The organism is Gracilibacillus oryzae (assembly GCF_009498735.1).
GTDB lineage: Bacteria > Bacillota > Bacilli > Bacillales > Amphibacillaceae > Gracilibacillus > Gracilibacillus oryzae.
Genome location: NZ_ML762428.1, coordinates 187,237 through 207,484 on the forward strand (window position 1 = coordinate 187,237; position 20,248 = coordinate 207,484).

17 protein-coding genes, 1 pseudogene and 1 riboswitch are annotated in these 20,248 nt (G+C 38.6%); of the genes and pseudogenes, 10 read left to right on the top strand and 8 right to left on the bottom strand.

Annotation, left to right across the window (positions count from 1 at the left end; genetic code table 11):
• The 3 genes from F9U64_RS09000 to F9U64_RS09010 all read right to left on the bottom strand — a co-directional run bounded on the left by F9U64_RS09000 (window position 1) and on the right by F9U64_RS09010 (window position 2,798).
• Window positions 1-933, bottom strand: coding sequence for an ABC transporter ATP-binding protein (locus F9U64_RS09000; RefSeq protein WP_153402677.1), 933 nt, complete (start codon window positions 931-933; stop codon window positions 1-3).
• Between the two features lie 111 nt (window positions 934-1,044).
• Complete coding sequence (locus F9U64_RS09005) at window positions 1,045-1,683, bottom strand: response regulator transcription factor (protein WP_153402678.1); 639 nt, start codon at window positions 1,681-1,683, stop codon at window positions 1,045-1,047.
• Window positions 1,680-2,798 (bottom strand): sensor histidine kinase, encoded by a 1,119-nt coding sequence (locus tag F9U64_RS09010; protein WP_153402679.1) that lies wholly within the window; start codon window positions 2,796-2,798, stop codon window positions 1,680-1,682. Before F9U64_RS09010 ends, F9U64_RS09005 begins: the two co-directional genes overlap by 4 nt.
• Before the next feature lie 168 nt (window positions 2,799-2,966).
• Here F9U64_RS09010 and F9U64_RS09015 point away from each other — a divergent pair, with 168 nt between their 5' ends.
• The 7 genes from F9U64_RS09015 (at window position 2,967) to F9U64_RS09045 (ending at window position 11,709) form a co-directional block, all read left to right on the top strand.
• The gene (locus tag F9U64_RS09015; RefSeq protein WP_153402680.1) at window positions 2,967-3,893 is read left to right on the top strand and encodes an aldo/keto reductase family protein; all 927 of its coding nucleotides are present in this window, start codon (window positions 2,967-2,969) and stop codon (window positions 3,891-3,893) included.
• 141 nt (window positions 3,894-4,034) lie between these two features.
• Window positions 4,035-4,148: riboswitch (SAM riboswitch) on the top strand.
• Window positions 4,149-4,265: 117 nt separating this feature from the next.
• A complete protein-coding gene (locus F9U64_RS09020) occupies window positions 4,266-4,991 on the top strand; it encodes a phosphoadenylyl-sulfate reductase (protein WP_153402681.1) in 726 nt (241 codons plus the stop codon).
• Between the two features lie 99 nt (window positions 4,992-5,090).
• Window positions 5,091-6,902: an assimilatory sulfite reductase (NADPH) flavoprotein subunit gene (locus F9U64_RS09025; protein ID WP_153402682.1), complete on the top strand. Its 1,812-nt coding sequence runs from the start codon at window positions 5,091-5,093 to the stop codon at window positions 6,900-6,902.
• Between the two features lie 14 nt (window positions 6,903-6,916).
• Complete coding sequence (gene cysI, locus F9U64_RS09030) at window positions 6,917-8,632, top strand: assimilatory sulfite reductase (NADPH) hemoprotein subunit (RefSeq protein ID WP_153402683.1); 1,716 nt, start codon at window positions 6,917-6,919, stop codon at window positions 8,630-8,632.
• Window positions 8,632-9,819 (top strand): sulfate adenylyltransferase, encoded by a 1,188-nt coding sequence (gene sat / locus F9U64_RS09035; RefSeq protein ID WP_153402684.1) that lies wholly within the window; start codon window positions 8,632-8,634, stop codon window positions 9,817-9,819. Before cysI ends, sat begins: the two co-directional genes overlap by 1 nt.
• Complete coding sequence (gene cysC, locus F9U64_RS09040) at window positions 9,816-10,418, top strand: adenylyl-sulfate kinase (RefSeq protein ID WP_153402685.1); 603 nt, start codon at window positions 9,816-9,818, stop codon at window positions 10,416-10,418. Before sat ends, cysC begins: the two co-directional genes overlap by 4 nt.
• A 202-nt stretch (window positions 10,419-10,620) precedes the next feature.
• Complete coding sequence (locus tag F9U64_RS09045; protein ID WP_153402686.1) at window positions 10,621-11,709, top strand: GerAB/ArcD/ProY family transporter; 1,089 nt, start codon at window positions 10,621-10,623, stop codon at window positions 11,707-11,709.
• A gap of 124 nt (window positions 11,710-11,833) precedes the next feature.
• Here the strand turns inward: F9U64_RS09045 and F9U64_RS09050 are convergent, their stop codons facing one another.
• Both F9U64_RS09050 and F9U64_RS09055 read right to left on the bottom strand, forming a co-directional pair.
• Window positions 11,834-13,039: a Ger(x)C family spore germination protein gene (locus F9U64_RS09050; RefSeq protein WP_153402687.1), complete on the bottom strand. Its 1,206-nt coding sequence runs from the start codon at window positions 13,037-13,039 to the stop codon at window positions 11,834-11,836.
• Window positions 13,036-14,568, bottom strand: coding sequence for a spore germination protein (locus tag F9U64_RS09055; RefSeq protein WP_153402688.1), 1,533 nt, complete (start codon window positions 14,566-14,568; stop codon window positions 13,036-13,038). Before F9U64_RS09055 ends, F9U64_RS09050 begins: the two co-directional genes overlap by 4 nt.
• A 181-nt stretch (window positions 14,569-14,749) precedes the next feature.
• Here F9U64_RS09055 and F9U64_RS09060 point away from each other — a divergent pair, with 181 nt between their 5' ends.
• Entirely contained in the window at window positions 14,750-15,496 is a 747-nt protein-coding gene (locus F9U64_RS09060; protein WP_153402689.1) for a DUF2087 domain-containing protein, read from the top strand.
• A gap of 122 nt (window positions 15,497-15,618) precedes the next feature.
• Here F9U64_RS09060 and F9U64_RS09065 read toward each other — a convergent pair whose 3' ends face one another.
• A complete protein-coding gene (locus F9U64_RS09065) occupies window positions 15,619-16,965 on the bottom strand; it encodes an MFS transporter (protein ID WP_153402690.1) in 1,347 nt (448 codons plus the stop codon).
• An 81-nt stretch (window positions 16,966-17,046) separates the two neighbouring features.
• On the bottom strand, window positions 17,047-17,823 hold the full coding sequence (locus tag F9U64_RS09070; RefSeq protein WP_153402691.1) for an SDR family oxidoreductase: 777 nt from the start codon (window positions 17,821-17,823) through the stop codon (window positions 17,047-17,049).
• Between the two features lie 206 nt (window positions 17,824-18,029).
• On the opposite strand from F9U64_RS09070, the gene F9U64_RS09075 reads away from it, so the two are divergent.
• Window positions 18,030-19,154: an ROK family transcriptional regulator gene (locus tag F9U64_RS09075; protein WP_153402692.1), complete on the top strand. Its 1,125-nt coding sequence runs from the start codon at window positions 18,030-18,032 to the stop codon at window positions 19,152-19,154.
• Window positions 19,155-19,211: 57 nt separating this feature from the next.
• On the opposite strand, the gene F9U64_RS09080 is transcribed toward F9U64_RS09075, so the two are convergent.
• Window positions 19,212-19,628 carry a YkvA family protein gene (locus F9U64_RS09080; protein WP_153402693.1) on the bottom strand — a complete coding sequence of 139 codons (417 nt, stop codon included), beginning with the start codon at window positions 19,626-19,628 and terminating at the stop codon, window positions 19,212-19,214.
• Window positions 19,629-19,915: 287 nt separating this feature from the next.
• Here F9U64_RS09080 and F9U64_RS09085 point away from each other — a divergent pair.
• Window positions 19,916-20,248: pseudogene (locus tag F9U64_RS09085) on the top strand (hypothetical protein); the annotation flags it as partial.

Consider the following 20,248-nt stretch of genomic DNA (forward strand, 5'->3'; position numbering starts at 1 on the left):
CTAATCTCTCAATCTTCTTCCGGTCAAATGCAAGAAAACATCCTCTAATGACGGCACTTGAATATTCACACTTGTGATGGCCGCCTGATACTGTTCCGCTAAATGAAAAATTCCCGCCAGTTCACGACTGTTTTTTGGTACAATCAGTCGTAATCCTTTCTCCCACTCTGTCACTTTTAAGACAGTTGACTGTTCTCTCAGCGCTTCCTCAAACACCTTCGATTGCTGCTCTAATTCGAGATTGATCGTTTCCTCACTTGATAAAATTCCTGTCAGCTCATCTTTTGTCCCTGTCGCAATAACCTTGCCATGATCCATAATATAGATCCTGTCACAAAGCCTTTCCACTTCCTCCATATAATGTGAGGTATAAAGAACTGTCATGCCTTTCTCTTCATTCAGTTTCTTCACCATTTCCAAGATATAGTTTCGCGATTGCGGATCAATCCCGACAGTTGGTTCATCCATAATAATGATTTCTGGCTCATGCAGCAATGCCACAGCGATATTGATTCGTCTCTGCATCCCTCCAGAATAATTATTTACAAGCTCCTTTTGCCGATCCTTTAAGCCAACTAGTTCGATTACTTCCTGTACACGCTGTTCAAGTTTTTTCCCATGTAACCGGTAAATCTTCCCGAAAAATTTGACATTCTCATATGCGGATAATTCTTTATATAAAGCAATTTCCTGCGGCACCATACCAAGTGTTGGGCGGATAATGTTCGGATTTTTGATCACATTCTTCCCATTCCATGTTACGATGCCTGATGTTGGCTTTGTCAATGTTGCAATCATGGAAATAAACGTCGACTTACCTGCACCATTTGGACCAAGCAAACCAACCGATTCCCCTTGCTTAAGATACAAATTGACATCATCAACTGCTACCTGCTTTTTAAAAACTTTACGCAATGCCTCTGTTTCCAACAAAGGATTCACCCTCCTTCAGGATGTTAAGATAATTACAGTTTAAGCGAAAAAGGACAGTGCGAACACTGCCCTCCGTCATTACTTTTTACCGAAACCATTACTGGAGTCATTTTATACATAGCCATTTTTTATTGCATAGATCGCCAGCTGGGTTCTGTCCCTTAAATTCAGCTTATCAAGCAGCTGGCTATTATGGTTTTTCACCGTACCAACAGATAAAGCAAGCATCTCGGCGATCTCTTTATTGCTTCTCCCCTCACCTAGCAAACATAAAATATCTGTCTCCCTTTTTGTTAATGGAATCATACCCTCATGTTTAACTGGCTCTTTTTTCTCAAGCAAATGCGGTACGACTTTCCTGGCCACTTCACCTGGAAGTTGCAGCCCTCCATTTAAGCAGTCTTTAATGGCATGGATTAGCTGGCTTGCTTCTGCATCTTTCAGCAGATAACCATTGACACCGTGTTTCAGTGCCTGAATCGCATATTCCTCATCATTAAAGGTTGTAAGGATGAGCACTTTCATTTCCGGAAACCGTCTTAATAACTGTCTGGCAGCTTCCAATCCGTCCAATTCCGGCATTCTGATATCTAAGATGGCGAGATCATAATAGTTAACTTCCCGTAATTGGATGGCTTCCCGACCGTTCCTTGCCTCACCTGTTACACGAAAATCAGGATCAGTTTCCAGCATCATTTTAATTCCTTGTCTTACAATTGCCTGATCTTCTGCTAACAAAATATCAATCAATCAAGTCCCTCCTTCAATGGAAACATGCCACGAACAACAAATTGGTTACTATATGACTGGACTTCTAATTGCCCATCAATTTGACGAAGCCGCTCCCTCATCGCCTTTAAGCCAAAGCCTTCCTTGATTTCTATTTCCTTATCAGCCGGATTCATTACTTCAAAGCGGAAATGGACTGATCCAGGAGCTTCCAGCGTTATTGTCGCTTCTTTCCCGGCACTGTGTCGCATTACGTTCGTCAAAGATTCCTGAATAGCTCTGTAGACAACACTTGCTTGTTCTGGACTCAATGATACTGACAGTGCATTTTGGCGCATAGAAAAAGTTATCGAAATATACTGTTCTGCTTCCAATTTACGGATAAGCTGAATCACAGCACCAATCCCGGCAACAGAATCTTCTTTTAGCGCTTTTACTGCTTTACGTGTTTCCGATAAACTTTCTTGTGCCAGACTTTTCAGTTGATACCACTCTTCCCTGTCCTCTTGTAATCTCAGTATTTCAATTTGCATTAACAGATTCGTTAAAGTATGGCCGACACGATCGTGGATTTCCCTGCCGATCAGAATTCTTTCCTGCTGTCTTACATGTTCATCATTTGAAATCGTATCACGTTTTAATTTACGGTAAGTATGTATTAATGCTTGATATCGTTCCTCTAATTCCGATACGTCTGCCACATTTTGCTTGTAGAAATAACTCCCTGTAACGATCGAGACAGCTACTAAAAGAAGCAGAAAAATATTCAAAGAAGTAAGAAACTCTATATGCAGGAAGAAAAGAGATAAAATAAGACAAGTTAGCAAAATATAAAGCTTCTTCCCTCTCATACTATGAACAATCGCTGCCATTAAGAAAAGAAACATGAGCCAGACAAACGGATTTATCGCCCCATTCAACGGAAACAAGAATACGAGAGTTACGATAATAAGCAAACACAGCCAGATGGTAATACTCTCTCCATTTATAAGGGAAGAAATGAAAATCAGCGAAAAGAAAACCGCTGTCATCGCAAATAGATAAGTCAGGTCTATTCCGCCATCCATCTCGACGATTAACCCACCAGCCCATACCAGTAACCATAGCAATAACCGAACCCAGAAAATGCCTCGCATCTGTTCACCCCTTTCTCCATTAATATACCATAAGTTTGATTAAGAAAATGCACCTGTAATCAACATATTCGCTTCTTGTTAATATTTCTTGTATAATGTTGAAAACGCTTAACGAAGACATTCATTCTACTTATTCTTTCTAAAAAACTAGTAAAGGGAGCGGGTAAAATGCAATACAGACGCTTAGGTAATACTGGATTAAAAGTAAGTGAAATCAGTTTAGGCAGCTGGCTGACATATGGCGGATATGTGGAAGAGCAAAAGGCAGAAGCAGCCATTGACAAAGCATACGATTCAGGGATTAACTTCTTCGATACAGCAAATGTATATATGCGCGGGGAAGCCGAGAAAATCGTCGGTAAATCGTTAAGAAAATATGCACGGGATTCTTATGTTCTCGCAACAAAAGTTTTCGGAAAAATGGGAGATGGCCCAAATGACCAGGGGTTATCAAGAAAGCATATTGTAGAGCAATGCAATGCCAGCTTACAACGACTTGGTCTTGATTATATCGATATTTATTATTGCCACAGATATCACCAGGACACTCCTCTTGAAGAAACATTGCGTGCATTGGATGATCTTATCAGACAAGGAAAGGTGTTATATATCGGTGTAAGTGAATGGACTGCCGAACAGATGACAGAGGCTGTTCATCTTGCTGACAAAAAACTGTTGGACCGGATTGTTGTTAACCAGCCAAACTACAGTATGCTTCATCGTTATATTGAAGAGGAAGTGATCCCGGTCAGTGAAAAGCACGGGATTGGACAAGTAGTCTTCTCACCACTTGCTCAAGGTGTCCTTACAGGAAAATACAAAAAAGGGGAAGCGATACCAGAAAATAGCCGGGCAGCACAAGAGAATATGGACCTGTCCCGTCTTCTTACTGAATCTAACTTAGAGAAAACAGAAGCATTAAAAGGGATTGCTGCTGATAATAATCTCTCTCTAGCCCAGCTTGCTATTGCATGGATCTTGCGCCAGCAAAATGTAGCCAGCGCGTTAATTGGAGCAAGTAAGCCGGAACAAATTGAAGAAAATGTAAAAGCTTCAGGAGTGAATCTGTCCAAAGAGACACTTGCAAGCATTTAAGAAATATTAAAATAGAAAGTTATTCTTTACCTAAATATGGTAATTATCTGATTATTATTAATTCTTGATTTTTTTTCAAGAGTATCTATTGACATTATATAAGAACAGTTATACTATTACATTAATTGTTAATAAAAGCAATTCTTATCTAGAGAGGTGGAGGGGCAGGCCCGGTGAATCCTCGGCAACAGGTTCTTGAACACTGTGCCAAATCCTGCGGGACAGCATAAACTAAATGTACCCGAAAGATAAGAAGTAATGATGTCAATCAAACTTCTTATCTAAACCAGATAAGAAGTTTTTTATTTTTCTATAAGTATAGTTATCTTTTACTATAATACTTGGATTACAATAAAAGGAGGATGTTTGTACATGACAGAAGAATTGATAACGTATGAACATTATCAAGAGAGTCAGTGGAATACATTCATACCAGATCAAGCGGATGTAACCAAAGGTGCCCATGATATTATTGCCAGCGCCTTTCAGTCCTATGGTGATTCCTTAGTCTATGCTTGCAGCTTCGGTGCAGAAAGCATGGTACTAATTGATTTAATCTCCAAAGTAAAGCCTGACGCAAAACTGGTTTTTCTAGATACAGATTTGCACTTTCAGGAAACCTACGATCTAATTGATCGAGTGAAGGAAAAATACCCACAGCTGCAAATTGAGATGAAGCGTCCAGAATTAACGTTAGAAGAACAGTCAGAACAACACGGGTCAGCATTATGGAGAAGAAACCCTGATCAATGCTGCTATATAAGGAAAATTAAACCTTTAGAAGAAGTGTTATCTGGTGCAACCGCATGGATTTCAGGTTTAAGACGGGAACAATCACCTAGCCGTGCAAACACACAGTTCTTCAATAAAGACAACAGATTTAAATCTGTGAAGGTTTGTCCTTTAATTTATTGGACACATGATGATGTCTGGAATTATATTCGTTCAAATGATTTACCATATAATCCATTACATGACCAAAACTATCCAAGTATCGGCTGCATCCCATGTACAAATCCTGTAGAACAAGGCGGGGATGAACGTTCAGGAAGATGGACTAACTTTAACAAAACAGAATGCGGATTACACACCACATAAAACAATGGTGCTTTTTTTCTGACTATATCAAAGTAAATCAATCGGTTTAATTATGTAAATGGATCGTTTATCCAAATTATACTTTTAGGGGTGAGTTTATTGACATTACAAGTTGTCAATAGTCCTTTTGACGAAAAACAAACGGAAATACTAAATCAGTTGTTACCAACATTGACGAACGCGCAAAAGAACTGGCTTGCAGGTTATCTGGCAGCTTCCCAGACAGCGGAAGCACAACCAGCACCAGGACAGCCAGCGGCACATGCAGCCGCTGCTGCTGCACCACAGCCAACCAGAACGATTACCATTCTTTATGGTTCCGAAACTGGAAACAGCCAGGCACTTGCGGAAGGCTTAACAGAGAAGTTAAAAGCAAAAGATTTTAATGTCACAGTTTCTTCTATGGATGAATTTAAACCAAAGAAAATTAAAGAAGTAGAAGACTTATTTATCATTACAGCAACTCATGGTGAAGGTGACCCGCCAGATAATGCGATTCAGTTCCATGAATTTTTATTAGGAAGAAAGGCACCAAAACTAGACAATGTTCAATTCTCTGTTCTTTCATTAGGTGATGAATCTTATGAGCATTTCTGTCAAACAGGGAAAGACTTTGACAACCGCTTAGAAGAATTAGGGGCAACGCGAATCTATCCAAGGGTAGATTGTGATGTTGATTATGATGAATTAGCAGAAGAATGGATTACTGGTGTTCTTACTAAATTGGACGAAAAGCAAGAAAGCCAGCAGCCTGCTGATGTTACTGCACCAACACCTGCAGAACAGCCGATATACTCAAAAAGCAACCCATTCTCAGCCGAGGTTCTGGATAATATCAGCCTTAGCGGAAAAGGGTCTAATAAAGAAACACGTCATATTGAATTGTCACTTGATGGATCAAACTTCAGCTATGAGCCAGGTGACTGTCTGGCAATCTATCCAAAAAATGATCCAGGTCTCGTAAAACAAGTCATAGAAAAACTGGATTGGAGTCCAGAGCAAACAGTCCCTATTAACAAACAAGGGGAAATTCGTTCGATTCAGGAAGCATTAACATCTATTTTTGAGATTACCAGATTGACAAAAGGATTGCTGGATAAAGCTGCAAACTTCTTTAACAACGATGAGTTAGCAAAACTATTGTCTGATTCTGATAAAGTAAAGCAGTACATTGATGGTCGCGATTTACTTGATCTGATCAGTGATTATCCACCAAAGGATCTGGATCCGACGACGATGATGCAATGGCTGCGCAAAATACCAGCTCGGCAGTATTCTATTTCGAGCAGTTACCAGGCAAACCCTGATGAGGTTCATTTAACAGTTGCAACCGTTCGATACAACAGCTGCGGCAGAGACCGTGCAGGCGTATGCTCTGGAGAAATAGCAGATCGAATCAACCCAGGTGATGTATTGGATGTCTATGTACACCGTAATCCTAACTTCAAATTTCCATTTGATGAATCAACGCCTGTTATTATGATCGGTCCAGGAACTGGTGTCGCTCCATTTAGAGGCTATATTGAAGAACGGGAAGAATTGGATTTAAAAGGAGACACATGGTTATTCTTTGGTGACCAGCATTTCCGTTCAGACTTCCTTTATCAGGTAGATTGGCAAAATTGGTTAAAGAAAGGCTATCTGTCCAAGATGGATGTAGCATTTTCACGTGACACCGCTGAGAAAATTTATGTGCAAAATCGTTTATTAGAAAATGCAAAAGAGGTATTTGACTGGCTGGAACGCGGTGCCCACATATTCGTCTGTGGTGACGAAAAAAGAATGGCAAAGGATGTTCATCAGACACTCCTTCAAATTGTTTCAGAACAGAAAAATGTCAGCCTGGAAGATGCTGAGGCATACATTAACCAGTTAAAATCAGAAAAACGTTATCAGAGAGACGTATATTAATTAGGGGGATATTCATGGCAGGAAATGATCAAAAGAAACTTGACCCAATTGAAAAGTTGAAAGAAGACAGCAGATTTCTACGTGGATCTATTGTTGAAGGATTAAATGACCCGATAACGGCAGCTATCTCAGATGATGACACGAAATTACTAAAATTCCATGGCAGCTATCAGCAGGATGACCGTGATATCCGCGACGAACGCCGTAAGCAAAAACTCGAACCAGCCTATTCCTTTATGCTTCGAGTGGCCATCCCTGGCGGTGTGGCCACACCTAAGCAATGGTTAGCAGTTGATGACCTGTCCCAAAGATATGGTGACAATACGATTAAATTGACAACAAGGCAAGCATTCCAACTGCACGGGATTTTGAAATGGAATCTAAAAGACACGATAAAAACAATTAATGACGAATTGATGACAACCATAGCGGCGTGTGGTGATGTGAACCGTAATGTCATGTGTAATCCAAACCCTTACCAATCTGAAGTTCATCAGGAAATTCAAGACTGGGCGCAAAAAATCAGTGATCACTTGTCACCAAAAACGGGCGCTTATCATGAAATATGGTTAGACAGAGAAAAAATTATCGATTCCAAAGAAGAGGAAGAACCAATTTACGGCAAAACATACTTGCCGAGAAAATTTAAAATTGGAATTGCAGCACCTCCATCGAATGATATTGATGTATTTTCACAGGACTTAGGTTTTATCGCTATAATTGATGATAATGAGGTAAAAGGTTTCAACGTTGTCGTTGGCGGCGGTATGGGCTCCACACACGGAAACACCAATACGTACCCGCAACTCGGGAAAATAGCTGGATACTGCAAAAAAGAAGATGTCATTCAAGTTGCCGAAAAAGTAGTTACGATCCAACGCGATTACGGAAACCGCTCTGAAAGAAAAAATGCCAGATTTAAATACACGATTGATCGTTACGGTTTAGACTGGTTCAAAGAAGAGATAGCAAACCGCCTTGGATTTGCATTAGAAGAAGCAAAAGACTATCACTTTGATCATAATGGTGACAGATATGGCTGGATTAAAGGAAATAACAGATGGCACTTTACCTTATTTGTGGAGAATGGCCGTGTCAAAGATACTGATGAATATAAACTGATGACAGCTTTACGGGAAATTGCCAATATTCATACAGGGGACTTCCGCCTTACGCCAAACCAGAATCTCGTGATCGCAAATGTAACAGCACAAAAGAAAAAAAGAATTCAGGAAGTCATTGATGCTTATGGATTAACAGACGGCAAACATTATTCTGGCTTAAGAAGAAATTCGATCGCCTGTGTGGCATTGCCAACATGCGGTCTTGCCATGGCAGAATCAGAACGTTATTTACCAACATTAATTGATAAAATTGAAGGTCTGTTAGCAGCAGAAGGACTGCAGGAACAAGAGATCGTGATCCGGATGACAGGATGCCCTAATGGATGCGCCCGTCCTGGTCTTGCTGAAATAGCCTTTATCGGTAAAGCGCCTGGCAAGTATAACCTTTACTTAGGTGGCAGCTTTATTGGTGACAGACTAAATCAGTTGTATCGCGAAAACATTGGAGAACAAGAAATACTTGCAACATTGAAAGACATTTTCCATACCTATGCTGAAGAAAAAGAAGAAGAAGAATATTTTGGTGACTTCGTTGTTAGAAAAGGGTATGTCGATGCAGTTTATGATGGACAGAATTTCCACAGAGAAACGAAAGGAGTTTTATAATGTCAACAGTTATCGAAAAGCAACGGGAAACAATAAAAGCTCACGGTGGTGAGTTAATAAACCGGGAACTAACTGGTTCCGAACGTGACAATGCGATCAAGGCAGCAGAAAACTATCCAGCTCTTACCATTAATAAATGGGGAGTTTCTGACCTGGAATTAATCGCGATTGGTGGCTTCAGCCCACTAACCGGATTCCTTGGTGAAAAAGATTATTTAAGTGTTGTAGACAATGTACATCTTGCTGATGGCACAGTTTGGAGCATTCCGATCACTCTTGCTGTAACAGGAGAAGAAGCGGATAAACTGGAAATCGGTAATTCTGTTGCATTATATGGCGAAGATGGCATTCTTTATGGAATTCTTGACTTACAGGAGAAATACCATTATGACAAGCAAAAAGAAGCACAGTCAGTTTATGGAACGACAGATGATTCTCACCCTGGTGTAAAAAAGCTCTATGAAAAAGGTGACATTTATTTAGCTGGGCCAATCCAGTTAGTGAACCGTCCTGAGCACGAAGGTTTTGAAGATTTCTATTTAGATCCTAGTGAGACGCGTAAACTATTCGCAGATCTTGGCTGGAAAACAGTTGTCGGGTTCCAAACAAGAAATCCTGTTCACCGTGCACATGAGTACATCCAAAAAATCGCACTGGAATCTGTTGATGGATTATTGCTGAATCCATTAGTTGGGGAAACAAAATCAGACGATATCCCTGCAGATATTCGGATGGAAAGTTATCAGGCAATCTTGAAACATTATTATCCAGAGAACCGTACTCGTTTAGTTATTTATCCTGCGGCAATGCGTTATGCAGGACCTCGCGAAGCAGTACTGCATGCGATTGTGCGAAAAAATTACGGTTGTACACACTTTATTGTCGGCCGTGATCATGCTGGTGTTGGTGATTTCTATGGCACATATGAAGCACAGGAATTCATCTCCCAATTCGAAGATGAATTAGGTATTCAAATATTCAAGTTCGAGCATGCTTTTTACTGCACAAAATGCGAAAACATGGCAACACAAAAAACATGCCCGCATGATAGATCGGAACATGTTCATCTCAGTGGAACGAAAGTGCGAGAGAAGTTGCGTAATGGAGAGCCATTACCACGTCAATTCTCCCGCCCTGAAGTAGCGGAAATCTTAATTAAAGGATTAAAGAGGGGATCAGAAGCATGACAAACGCAACGAATATCGTATGGCATGAATCTGCCGTATCAAAACAAGACCGTTTGCAGTTGAATAAACATCAAAGTCCCGTTTTATGGTTTACTGGATTATCAGGATCTGGTAAATCAACAGTAACAGTAGCACTTGAAAAAGCACTCTTTGAACAAGGTATTCGCACCTATCGTTTAGATGGCGACAACATTAGACATGGCTTAAATAATAATCTGGGCTTTAGTCCGGAAGACCGAACAGAGAATATCCGCAGAATCGGTGAAGTAGCCAAACTAATGAGTGATGCCGGGTTAATCACATTAACTGCTTTTATTTCTCCATATCAGGAGGATCGCGATAATGTGCGTGCATTATTGCCAGAAGGAGATTTTGTTGAAATCTTTGTTAAATGCAGTCTGGATGGCTGTGAAAAAAGAGACCCAAAAGGACTTTATCAAAAGGCACGATCAGGAGAAATCAAAGGATTTACAGGTATCGATGCACCATATGAAGAACCAGTAAACCCGGAATTGACGATCGACACAGAAGAAAATTCAGTTGAGGAAGCTGTTTCAACTATTATCCAGTATTTAAAAACAAACAAATATATTCAGTAATATCAACCAGCGGCCTGAATTATTTCAGGTCGTTTTTTCACTTTTGCCAAAAACTCTATAATTGCATAATCCTCTCTACCCTATTTTTGTCACTAACCCCTCTGTGTTAATCTTTTTTATCAATACCTTATAATTCCTAGTTATTTTGGAAACAATGAACTGTAATCTTATCTTTTTCCATACGAGGGGTTTGTAAACAATTATGAACCATATTACCAATATTCAGTTGTTTGCATTAATTGTTATATTTGAAGTAGGCAGCACAACTCTTTTCGCTTTGGGCATCGGGGCAAAACAAAATGCCTGGGTTGTTGTTTTATGCGCCTATCTTTGCAGTCTACTATTAATTTGGGCATATACACAGATTCCTAAATATTACCCACACAAAAATTTCGCATTTATTCTAGATGACACACTAGGAAAAGCTTTGGCTAAACCTTTACTATTATTATTTGGCCTGTACTTTTTAAATCAGACAATGCACAATTTCTATGAATTCGGTGCATTAATTAATATGACCGCACTGCCTCATACACCACTATCGTTTATTCTTTATGTATTTATTATTGTTATTATTTATATTCTAATCCTTGGGATAGAAGTGTTGACTCGATCGATTGAGATTGTCTTCCCTTTTTTTATTCTTGTTCTTATAGCCATATATTTTCTCAATTTATTAACTGGAGAATTTGAGTGGAATAATTTACAGCCAATTTTAGGTAATGGAATTACTCCCGTTCTAAAAGAAGTCCCAAATGTGCTCAGTTTCCCATTCGGTGAAATGATCGTATTTCTTACATTTTGGCATTTTGTTAAAGACCCGAATTCAATTCGCAGAACAACTTATATTGCGGTAAGCTTTTCAACACTGTTGCTTCTCACCTCATTACTTGTTATCCTGGCAGTTTTGGGACCAAAGCTTGCCTCCCATACAGAAATCCCGTTATTGGAGACATTGTTATCGATTCATATCGGGATGATTTTTACCAATCTTGATAGTATTGGTGTCTTTATTATGTTTATTGGGGGATTTTTCAAAACGGCTATTCATTTTTATGGATTTTGCTTAGCTATTACCTGGCTGCTCAATAAACAAAAGCCCAACTGGATTATCGTTGTAGCTGGCTTACTTTTGCCTGTCTTATCATTAATGCGATTTGAAAGTCTTAATGATCAAAGGTGGAAAGGAATTGATGAGGGAATATACAATATTTTGATATATTCCCTCATCCCTGTCTTTTTAGTTATTTTAATTGCGGTAAAAAATTGGGCAAAAAGAAAGGAAAAGTAGAATGATTCTGGATGTTTTAAAAATTGATCCTCTTTTAACCTTACTCATGATAGGTGGAGTGTTATACATATTCATACTATGTTTTCTGACGTTATTTTATCTTATAAAAGGTCTATTCAAATAACTACATACTTTCTGGTAATAAGGTGCCCTTAATTAATCCTGAGTTCTTTATCTTCACATTTACTTCTACCTCAATTTCAAGATCCTTGAAATGTGCCCTCCAGTTATCTTTTACTTTGTTCCATACACTTGGGTACCTTTTGTAAAGCCTGTCCCCAAACCCTAAAATATCTGATTCCAATTCCTTTTGAGCTGTTTCTGTCAGATGCCGGATATCTGCTTTCATCTTTTTTTCTGCCTGCTTTTCGATATTATCCAAATAATGGATGATATCAGCATTTTCATTGAATTCTTTCATCGGTTGATGTTCTGATAATTCAGTCAGCAGGTTTACTTCTATCGAAAAAGAGTCTAATGAGCCTTTGCTGACATTCGGATTAATCTTGGCATTCTTATCAATGAGTGCTAAAGCCACAATGGATCCATCTTCACTTAAAAAGTCATAACTGCCCAATGTTTCGTTTCTAATCTTCGTTTTCACCCAATTGTAGGCCATCGTTTCCCTTTCATTAAGGAAGCCTGCTAACCGATCTCCATCAAACACTGCACCACCTGACAGCTTCGTTGTTTGCGGCGTCATTTCTACACCTTCATCAATACTTAATACAGCAATAACAGGACTTTCACCTTTTTTAAGTGCTTTTTTATAAAAATTCAGTAAATTACTTGATACAGCATCAGCATTTGCATCCATAAAAAGGTTATTTAAAAAACTCGCAGGTATAGAGGAAATGCTAGTTTTATGTTTCTCTAATAAGCTTCTCGCAGATGTCCCCTTCGCCACCGCTAACCATGCGTAACTGCGAATATTCTGTTCTCTCTGAAAGTTTTCAAACAGGTGCAGTACTCCACTCTTCGCAACCTCCTCACTCATAATGATCACTTTGTTGTGAGGATAAAAGCCATTCCGATCCACATTACGATTGGTTTTCTGCATTAATTCCGGAATGGTTTTCCCTGTTGCAGAAATAAGGATAAACGGTTCATTGGGTGTAGGTGCAACCGTACTTTGAGATGCTGGCCGAAGAAACTGGGATGTCAAAATATATTCTCCTGTCTCTTTATTCATATCCAGCGCGATGCCAGTAACAATCCCCATTTCCGTGAGCTCTTGACGGTCCCAGCACCCTGTCAGGAAAAGTAGAGTCAAAAGTAGAACGACGTTTCTCATAATTTTAGCAGGAACAGAGCATATGGTTTTGTTCACTTAGACACATCCCCTTTATTTGTTTCTACAGTGGAATGAGGTTTTTTCTTCATAAATTTGATTGGCAGCCGTAGAGGGAAATCTCTCCACTCACTTAGCACAACAGGAGCGATTGGTGTTAAATAAGGTACACCAAAAGAGCGTAATGAACATACATGAGCAATAACAACAAGTATCCCCATCAATAATCCATAAAGGCCTAATGACCCTGCTAAAAATAACAAAAAGTATCTCACTAATATAATGGGATTATTAAGAACCGGAATGATAAACCCTGTTATCGCAGTAATTGCAACTACGATAACCATCGGTGCCCCTACTAAACCAGCCTGAACTGTTGCTTCTCCAATAACAAGCGCACCAACAATACTGATCGCCGAACCAATTGGCCGAGGCATTCGCACCCCGGCTTCTCTCAGCAATTGAAATACAACGATCATCAACAACGCTTCTATTAATACAGGAAAAGGTACCTTCTCTTCCGCTGCCGCCATTGTTGTCAGCAGCAAAGTTGGTACCATCTCTTGATGGAATGTTGCTGCTGCAACGAACAAAGCTGGAGTTAAAACAGTTAGAAAAAGGGCTAAAACTCGAATTAACCGAATAAATGAAGTAATAAAATATTTACTATAATAATCCTCCGGTACTTGAAATGCCTCGATAAATAAAAAGGGTACAGTTAATACAAAAGGTGTACCATCACATATAATTGCTACCCTTCCTTCCAGGATTTTAGCTGCTACTTTATCTGATTTTTCACTATTTCCGACTGTAGGAAAAGGAGAGTTCTTACCGTCTTCGATAAATTGTTCAATATAACCAGATCCCAGAATGGAATCTGTTTCGATAGATTTTAATCTTTTTTTCACTTCCTTAACAACTTCTTCTTTCGCAATTCCTTCAATATAGCCGATTCTGACAATCGTTTTTGTCAATTTACCGATTTCCATATCTTCAAAAACAAGGTTAGGGTTTTTCACTCTGCGCCTTATTAATGAAGTATTTGTTTTTAGCACTTCGGTAAATCCTTCTCTCGGCCCTCTCACAGTTGATTCTGTATCAGGTTCTTCTACAGCTCTTGCATCATATCTTATTGTGTTAATAAGTAGAATTTTGTTTGAACCTTCTACTATAACAGCCGTTTTCCCGACCATTATCCCATTTACCATTTCTTCGGTTGTCGTCACTTCACTAAGATCTGATATTTGAACAATTCTATTTTTAATAAAAGTCATCACTTCATCACTTGAATTATCAAGATGTTGTGATGCTTCTAATAATGGTTCCATTATGTTCAAATTAATGCTGTCTTCGCTTACCATCCCTTCCATATAACATAGAAAGGCACCTGTTACATTTTGAAGCGGAATTTGAAATTCTCTGAACTTAATATCGGTACTATTATGAAACACCTCTTGTAAGGTGGCTTTGTTTTCTGCAACCCTGTTTGTTATTGCTGGATATTTTCGCTCATCCTGTATATTACTTTCCGTATTTCGTTTAAACGGGAGACGCTGCTTTCTGCTCATTTCACAACCCCACTCATTTTTGGTTTATCCTATTATGGTTCAATTTAACAAATTTCATGTATGCCAAGCATAAACAAAGATCTAATTAGTACACACTTGACTTTTTATAAACATAATTATAATATGTTTATATAAAAACAAACATATTTATGTTTAGTTTAAATTAAAGAGGTGGTTGTAAATGGATTTATCAAATGAATTCTGGAATGCTTCAACAGAAGAATTAAAGCAGGGTTATATGAAGAGCGAGCAACATTTCACATGCTTATTATGCGGTGAACAAACAGAAAAAGGAATGGTTTATCCCTTTGAGGGAAAGTATTATGAAGCGGAGAGGTTTTTGCGTATTCATATTGAACAAACGCATCAGTCCGTTTTCGATTATTTAATTAAGATGGATCGAAAACTCACTGGCTTGACAGAACATCAAAAAAATTTGCTGCAATTGTTTTATAAAGGGAAAAGTGATAAAGAAATTCAGGATGAGTTAAACATTGGAAGCACATCCACTATACGGCACCACCGGTTTACTTTAAAAGAAAAAGAACGCCAGGCCAAAACCTTCTTAGCGATAATGGAATTATTAAAAGAAAAGGATGAATATGCACCTGCCTTTGTTCCCGTCCATAAGACAGCAACAATGATTGATGACAGGTACAACATTACAATAGAAGAGCAAGAGCAAATCCTGGATAAATTTATCCAAGATGAAAAGTTAACAAAATTCCCGCCAAAAGAGAAACAGCGGCTCATCGTCCTTCGCAGCATTGCAAACAAGCTTACAGCTGAATATTTATATACAGAAAAAGAATTGAACAATGAACTTGAGGCTTTCTATCATGATTATGTTCTGATTCGAAGATATTTAATTGAATATGGTTTGCTTGATCGAAAAGCAGATGGCAGCCAATATTGGGTGAAAAAATAAGCATCGGAAAGGGAATTACGTTCGTATTGCTCTCCTATAATCAAAAAAGGCTCCCTATCATGGGAGCCTTTCACTTTTCCAATAAATCCTTATTTATCATTTTACTAAATTGCAATATAATATCACATATTCACAACACTTGCTTGTTCACCTGAACGCCTGTTAGCAAGTTCAATATCCATTTCCTTGCGCTTTTTGTCGAGTTTATAAAATGACATCGTTACCATCAGGAGTAAGCAGATGATAATCGGCAGCCAGATAAAGCTAAACTCAATATATCCGAGAGCAGTTGCCGTCTGTTCCACGTTAGGAACATATCCGCCAATATTCAATAACATTCCGATAAATGCGCTGGCAAGTCCCATACTTCCCTTTACAGCAAAGCCTTGGAATGCTGCAATCATACCTGCAATACTTTTCTTCTTCTTATACTCAGAATAATCGATAACATCTGGCTGAATAGCAAAAGTACTCCCGAAAATCCCATAGATTCCAAGACCAGTAATGGCAAGTCCCGCAATTAATAATGCTGGTGAAGTTTTGCCGAAGTAGATCATTAAATCTCCAACAATGTAAATTGCCGCACTTAACATTAACACATTCTTTTTGGACATATTTTTTTGCAGCCAAGGTAAAATGAATAATATAGGCAAACCGGAAAGAATACCAAACAATCCAACAAAGGTGAGCCAATCTGTACGTTCAAGATTGTACGTGAAATAATAGATTACGGTTGTGTTTCGGGTGACAAACAGTGCAAAGTACAGAAAGTTGATAACAAAGAAAATAATGGTCTGATCTGTTAATCCTTTTAGATCTTGCTTCAGTGAAGACTTTCCTGGACTTACTGATGGTGGAATTACCTCTTTCGTGTTCATAAAAGTAAACACAAAGATTAACATCGCAACAAACCCATATATCCCCATCGTAATTAAGAAACCTTTTTGTGTATCACCTTGCCCAAAGAAATTTACCATCGGCATTGTAATAGACATTACTAAAGCGGTTCCAATTAATGCACAAATCATCCGCGATGATACAAGTACATTTCGTTCGTGATTATCTGAAGTTAACCTTGGAACAATCGTATTTAAAGGGATATTCACAACAGTATACGCTGTACATAATAAACAATAAGTAACATATGCCCAAATAACTTTGCCTGTCATATCAAAATCAGGAACAATGAATGTCAATATAGTAAATAGAAAGAACGGAATAGCGCCAATAATAAAATATGGCCTGCCCTGTCCCCAGCGTGTCTTCGTCCGGTCAACAAGCAATCCCATCCCTGTATCTGTGAATGCATCGACTACCTTTGTTACGAGCATTAAAGTCCCCGCAACCGCTGCTGTAATGCCAAAAACATCTGTATAGAAAAACAGTAAATAAGATGACATTGTACTAAATACAAGATTACATCCTAAGTCCCCTACTCCATAACCTATTCTCGTTCTCCATTTCCCCATCATCTCACATCCTCTTTCAACTTGATGATTATGCAGGACTTCCCGAATAATGAAGTCCCGCATTTATTCTAAAGCTTGTTTTTATATACTTGTAAATCCACCATCAATGACAAAATCAGCTCCAGTTGTAAAACTGCTTGTATCTCCTGCCAGATAAACACAAATTGACTGTAATTCTTCAGGCTTCCCAATTCTTTTGACAGGTGTCATATCACTCCACTGTTCAATCAATGGCTTTAAATCAGGTGAATTTAATGTTAACTCTGTCCCCATATAGCCTGGGCTGATCGAATTAACACGAACATTTCTTGTCGCCCATTCCACAGCTAATGATTTCGTTAATTGGATCACACCTGCTTTAGATGCATTATAAGAACACTGAGGTTGTGGATAATTCACAATATGCGCTGACATTGAAGCGGTATTAATGATTGATCCACCGCCTTGTTTCAGCATCACTTTCCCTGCAGCCTGAGCAGTTAGAAAAACCCCGGACAAGTTAATATCCAATACTTTTTTCCATTGCTCATATGTCATTTCTTCTGCAGGTGCATTAATACAGATACCTGCATTACACAGGGCAACATCTAGACGGTCATATTCATTAAGGAATGTTTCGATCATCGCGTCCACATCTTGCGGGTTGGTAACATCTGCTTTGATTGCGATTGCCTTTGTTCCATTTTCCGTCGCAATTTCTGCTGCTGTTTTTTTCGCTTCTTCTATATCAAGATCAACAATCGCAAGATCTGCACCAGCTTCTGCAAAAGCTGTAGCTACACTTTTTCCAATCCCTCTTGCCCCGCCGGTTACTAATATCTTTTTTCCATCCAATCGCATTCTTTCCATGATCCCCATCTCTATCCCTCACTTTTATTAATTAGTTTTGTAAAATGTTTTTATAAAATGTATTTATATAATAAAACGTTTTGTTGCAAACGTCAACATTTAATTTTTTCCTTAGCGTCGCCTCTTCCTCCAAGAACATTGTAATGATAGCGGTTTATATGTTATATTAAGTAAAAATATTTTATAAAACTTTTTCATATAATGAGGTATTTATTATGGATAGTAACATTACATTAAAAGATATAAAGAAAAGTAACTATTCTGCTATTTTTCAATTAATTTATCAGAATGGAAAAGCTTCCAAACAGGATATTGCCAGCAAGCTCCAATTGAGTTTACCAACAATCACTCAAAATCTTGTCCGTTTAGAAAAGGAACAACTAATTAAGAAAAGCGGCCAGTTTCAGTCCTCTGTCGGAAGACGCGCAACTGCATATGCCATAAATGAAAATGCGCGTGTTAGTTTAGGAATAGCAATTCAGAAGAATATAGTTAATCTGCTGGCGATCAATTTATTAGGTGATGTCATCTGTAAAAAGGAAATTCCCCTTGCATTTTCGACAAAAGACAAGTACTTTCAATCATTGAGTATAGAAGTGGAAGCTTTTGTTAAAGAAGCACACATTATGCCAGAGCAAGTGCTTGGGATCGGGCTGGCAGTACAAGCACTTACCTCATCTGATGGAAAGACCATTACTTACGGCAAAATACTGGATTGTACCGGATTGAAAATCGAGGCTATTTCCCAATACCTTCGTTATCCTTGTAAATTTATGCATGATGCTAAATGTGCTGCAACGACAGAACTGTGGATGAGAGAAGAGATTGGTGATGCCGTCTATTTATCAATAGGGACCCACCTTGGTGGTGCGATCATTATTAACAATCAAATCGAGATGGGCGAAGAAGGACATAGCGGAACAATGGAGCATATGACGCTTCATTCGAATGGTCCAGCTTGTTATTGCGGAAAGAATGGCTGTATGGAAACATACTGTTCAGTCAGTGCGTTGCTAAACGAAAATGAAACAATAGAAGCGTTTTTTAATGGATTACATGAGGGGAAAAACGAAAATGAACAGAGATGGAACCTGTTTTTGGATCACTTAGCGTATTCGATTAATAATATTAAACTTGTTATTAACCGTAAGTTTATCTTAGGTGGGCATCTGTCTTCTTACCTGACTGATGCTGACTTAGATATATTGCATAAAAAAGTTGCCGACAGATCCGCCTTTCCAAGTAAGCATCCCTTCATTCAAATCAGTCGCTCCCCTAAACAAGGTGTTCCCAAGGGAGCTGCTTTACCATTCATCAGGGATTTTATTCAATCTGTATAATCTTCCTGTCAAAAACCACCCAATCCGCTTGGCAGATGGGTGGTTTTCTAATCTTCTTCACTCTATTTTATCCACATCATTTGACCTGGTCATCTTCCATTCTTTAAATTTTTCCAGATCCTTGGAAATCTGTTTGATCGCAAAACCAATTACTGCCGCATCATCAAAAAACCCTAAACCAAGAATGAAATCCGGTACCATATCGATTGGAGCGACAAAATAGATAATTGTAGCAATAATTGTAATGATCGAGCCTTTCGGAATTTCTTTATATTCACCTTTAATCCATGCCTGAAATACTTCAAACAGAAGCTGGAGCTTGTCCCATGTTTGTTCCAGTCTGCCTTGTTTGCTGTCCGCTTTTATTGTTGCTTCACTTAAAAGTTCTCCAGACTTCTCTTTGTTTTGAAAATATTCCTTCGCTTTCGATAAATACTTTTTGTAACCATGTTGGTAATTCTCTGCTTTTGCCACTTCTCCCCCGCCTTTCTGTTATTAGGTCTTTCTATTTAATTTTCCATATGACAGAAAAATGGCGCTTGAAATTGCTTAGCGCTTTCCTACCATCTTTTTGTCTATTAATGTCGAAGCTATAGATTAATGTCACTCACCATGGTAATTTATTATTTGTGTTATAGTCTGCATTTTGTACGTTCCATAAATAATCTATAAAATTTGCACACTACTAACAGCAATTTGCAGATATAGATATAAGTTTAATAGTAAAGGAAAAGCTTTATTTTCTCAAGGAGGGACAATGAATGGAAGGTACTACTCAACGAAATGAGACCAAAAAAAGATCGACCAAAATGATACCTATAATTGTGGCTGTTGCCGTTATCCTAATAGCTGGCATCATTACAACACAGGCTTTGATGAAAACATCAGGCAAAGAAGCGTACTTTTTAGCAGAAAAAAAATCAGTCGAACAATTACAATCAGCTTTTGAAACCCGCTACGAAGAAGAGCTTGCATGGGCAGAGCATGCAAACGAAAACGCAGTAGAATCTGTTTTAGAACTTACAGCAGAAGCTAACAGTCCAGAATTAGCAAGCATGGGTTATGATCAAGTCATTAACAATGCCAATGTAACA

What these genes read in the sequence shown, in the direction of transcription:
- cysI (WP_153402683.1), top strand. Translation starts at nt 6,917, where the DNA reads ATGGCAGGAAATGATCAAAAGAAACTTGACCCAATTGAAAAGTTGAAA.
- F9U64_RS09010 (WP_153402679.1), bottom strand. Translation starts at nt 2,798, where the DNA reads ATGCGAGGCATTTTCTGGGTTCGGTTATTGCTATGGTTACTGGTATGG.
- F9U64_RS09045 (WP_153402686.1), top strand. Translation starts at nt 10,621, where the DNA reads ATGAACCATATTACCAATATTCAGTTGTTTGCATTAATTGTTATATTT.
- cysC (WP_153402685.1), top strand. Translation starts at nt 9,816, where the DNA reads ATGACAAACGCAACGAATATCGTATGGCATGAATCTGCCGTATCAAAA.
- F9U64_RS09075 (WP_153402692.1), top strand. Translation starts at nt 18,030, where the DNA reads ATGGATAGTAACATTACATTAAAAGATATAAAGAAAAGTAACTATTCT.
- sat (WP_153402684.1), top strand. Translation starts at nt 8,632, where the DNA reads ATGTCAACAGTTATCGAAAAGCAACGGGAAACAATAAAAGCTCACGGT.
- F9U64_RS09070 (WP_153402691.1), bottom strand. Translation starts at nt 17,823, where the DNA reads ATGGGGATCATGGAAAGAATGCGATTGGATGGAAAAAAGATATTAGTA.
- F9U64_RS09060 (WP_153402689.1), top strand. Translation starts at nt 14,750, where the DNA reads ATGGATTTATCAAATGAATTCTGGAATGCTTCAACAGAAGAATTAAAG.
- F9U64_RS09055 (WP_153402688.1), bottom strand. Translation starts at nt 14,568, where the DNA reads ATGAGCAGAAAGCAGCGTCTCCCGTTTAAACGAAATACGGAAAGTAAT.
- F9U64_RS09020 (WP_153402681.1), top strand. Translation starts at nt 4,266, where the DNA reads ATGACAGAAGAATTGATAACGTATGAACATTATCAAGAGAGTCAGTGG.
- F9U64_RS09015 (WP_153402680.1), top strand. Translation starts at nt 2,967, where the DNA reads ATGCAATACAGACGCTTAGGTAATACTGGATTAAAAGTAAGTGAAATC.
- F9U64_RS09065 (WP_153402690.1), bottom strand. Translation starts at nt 16,965, where the DNA reads ATGGGGAAATGGAGAACGAGAATAGGTTATGGAGTAGGGGACTTAGGA.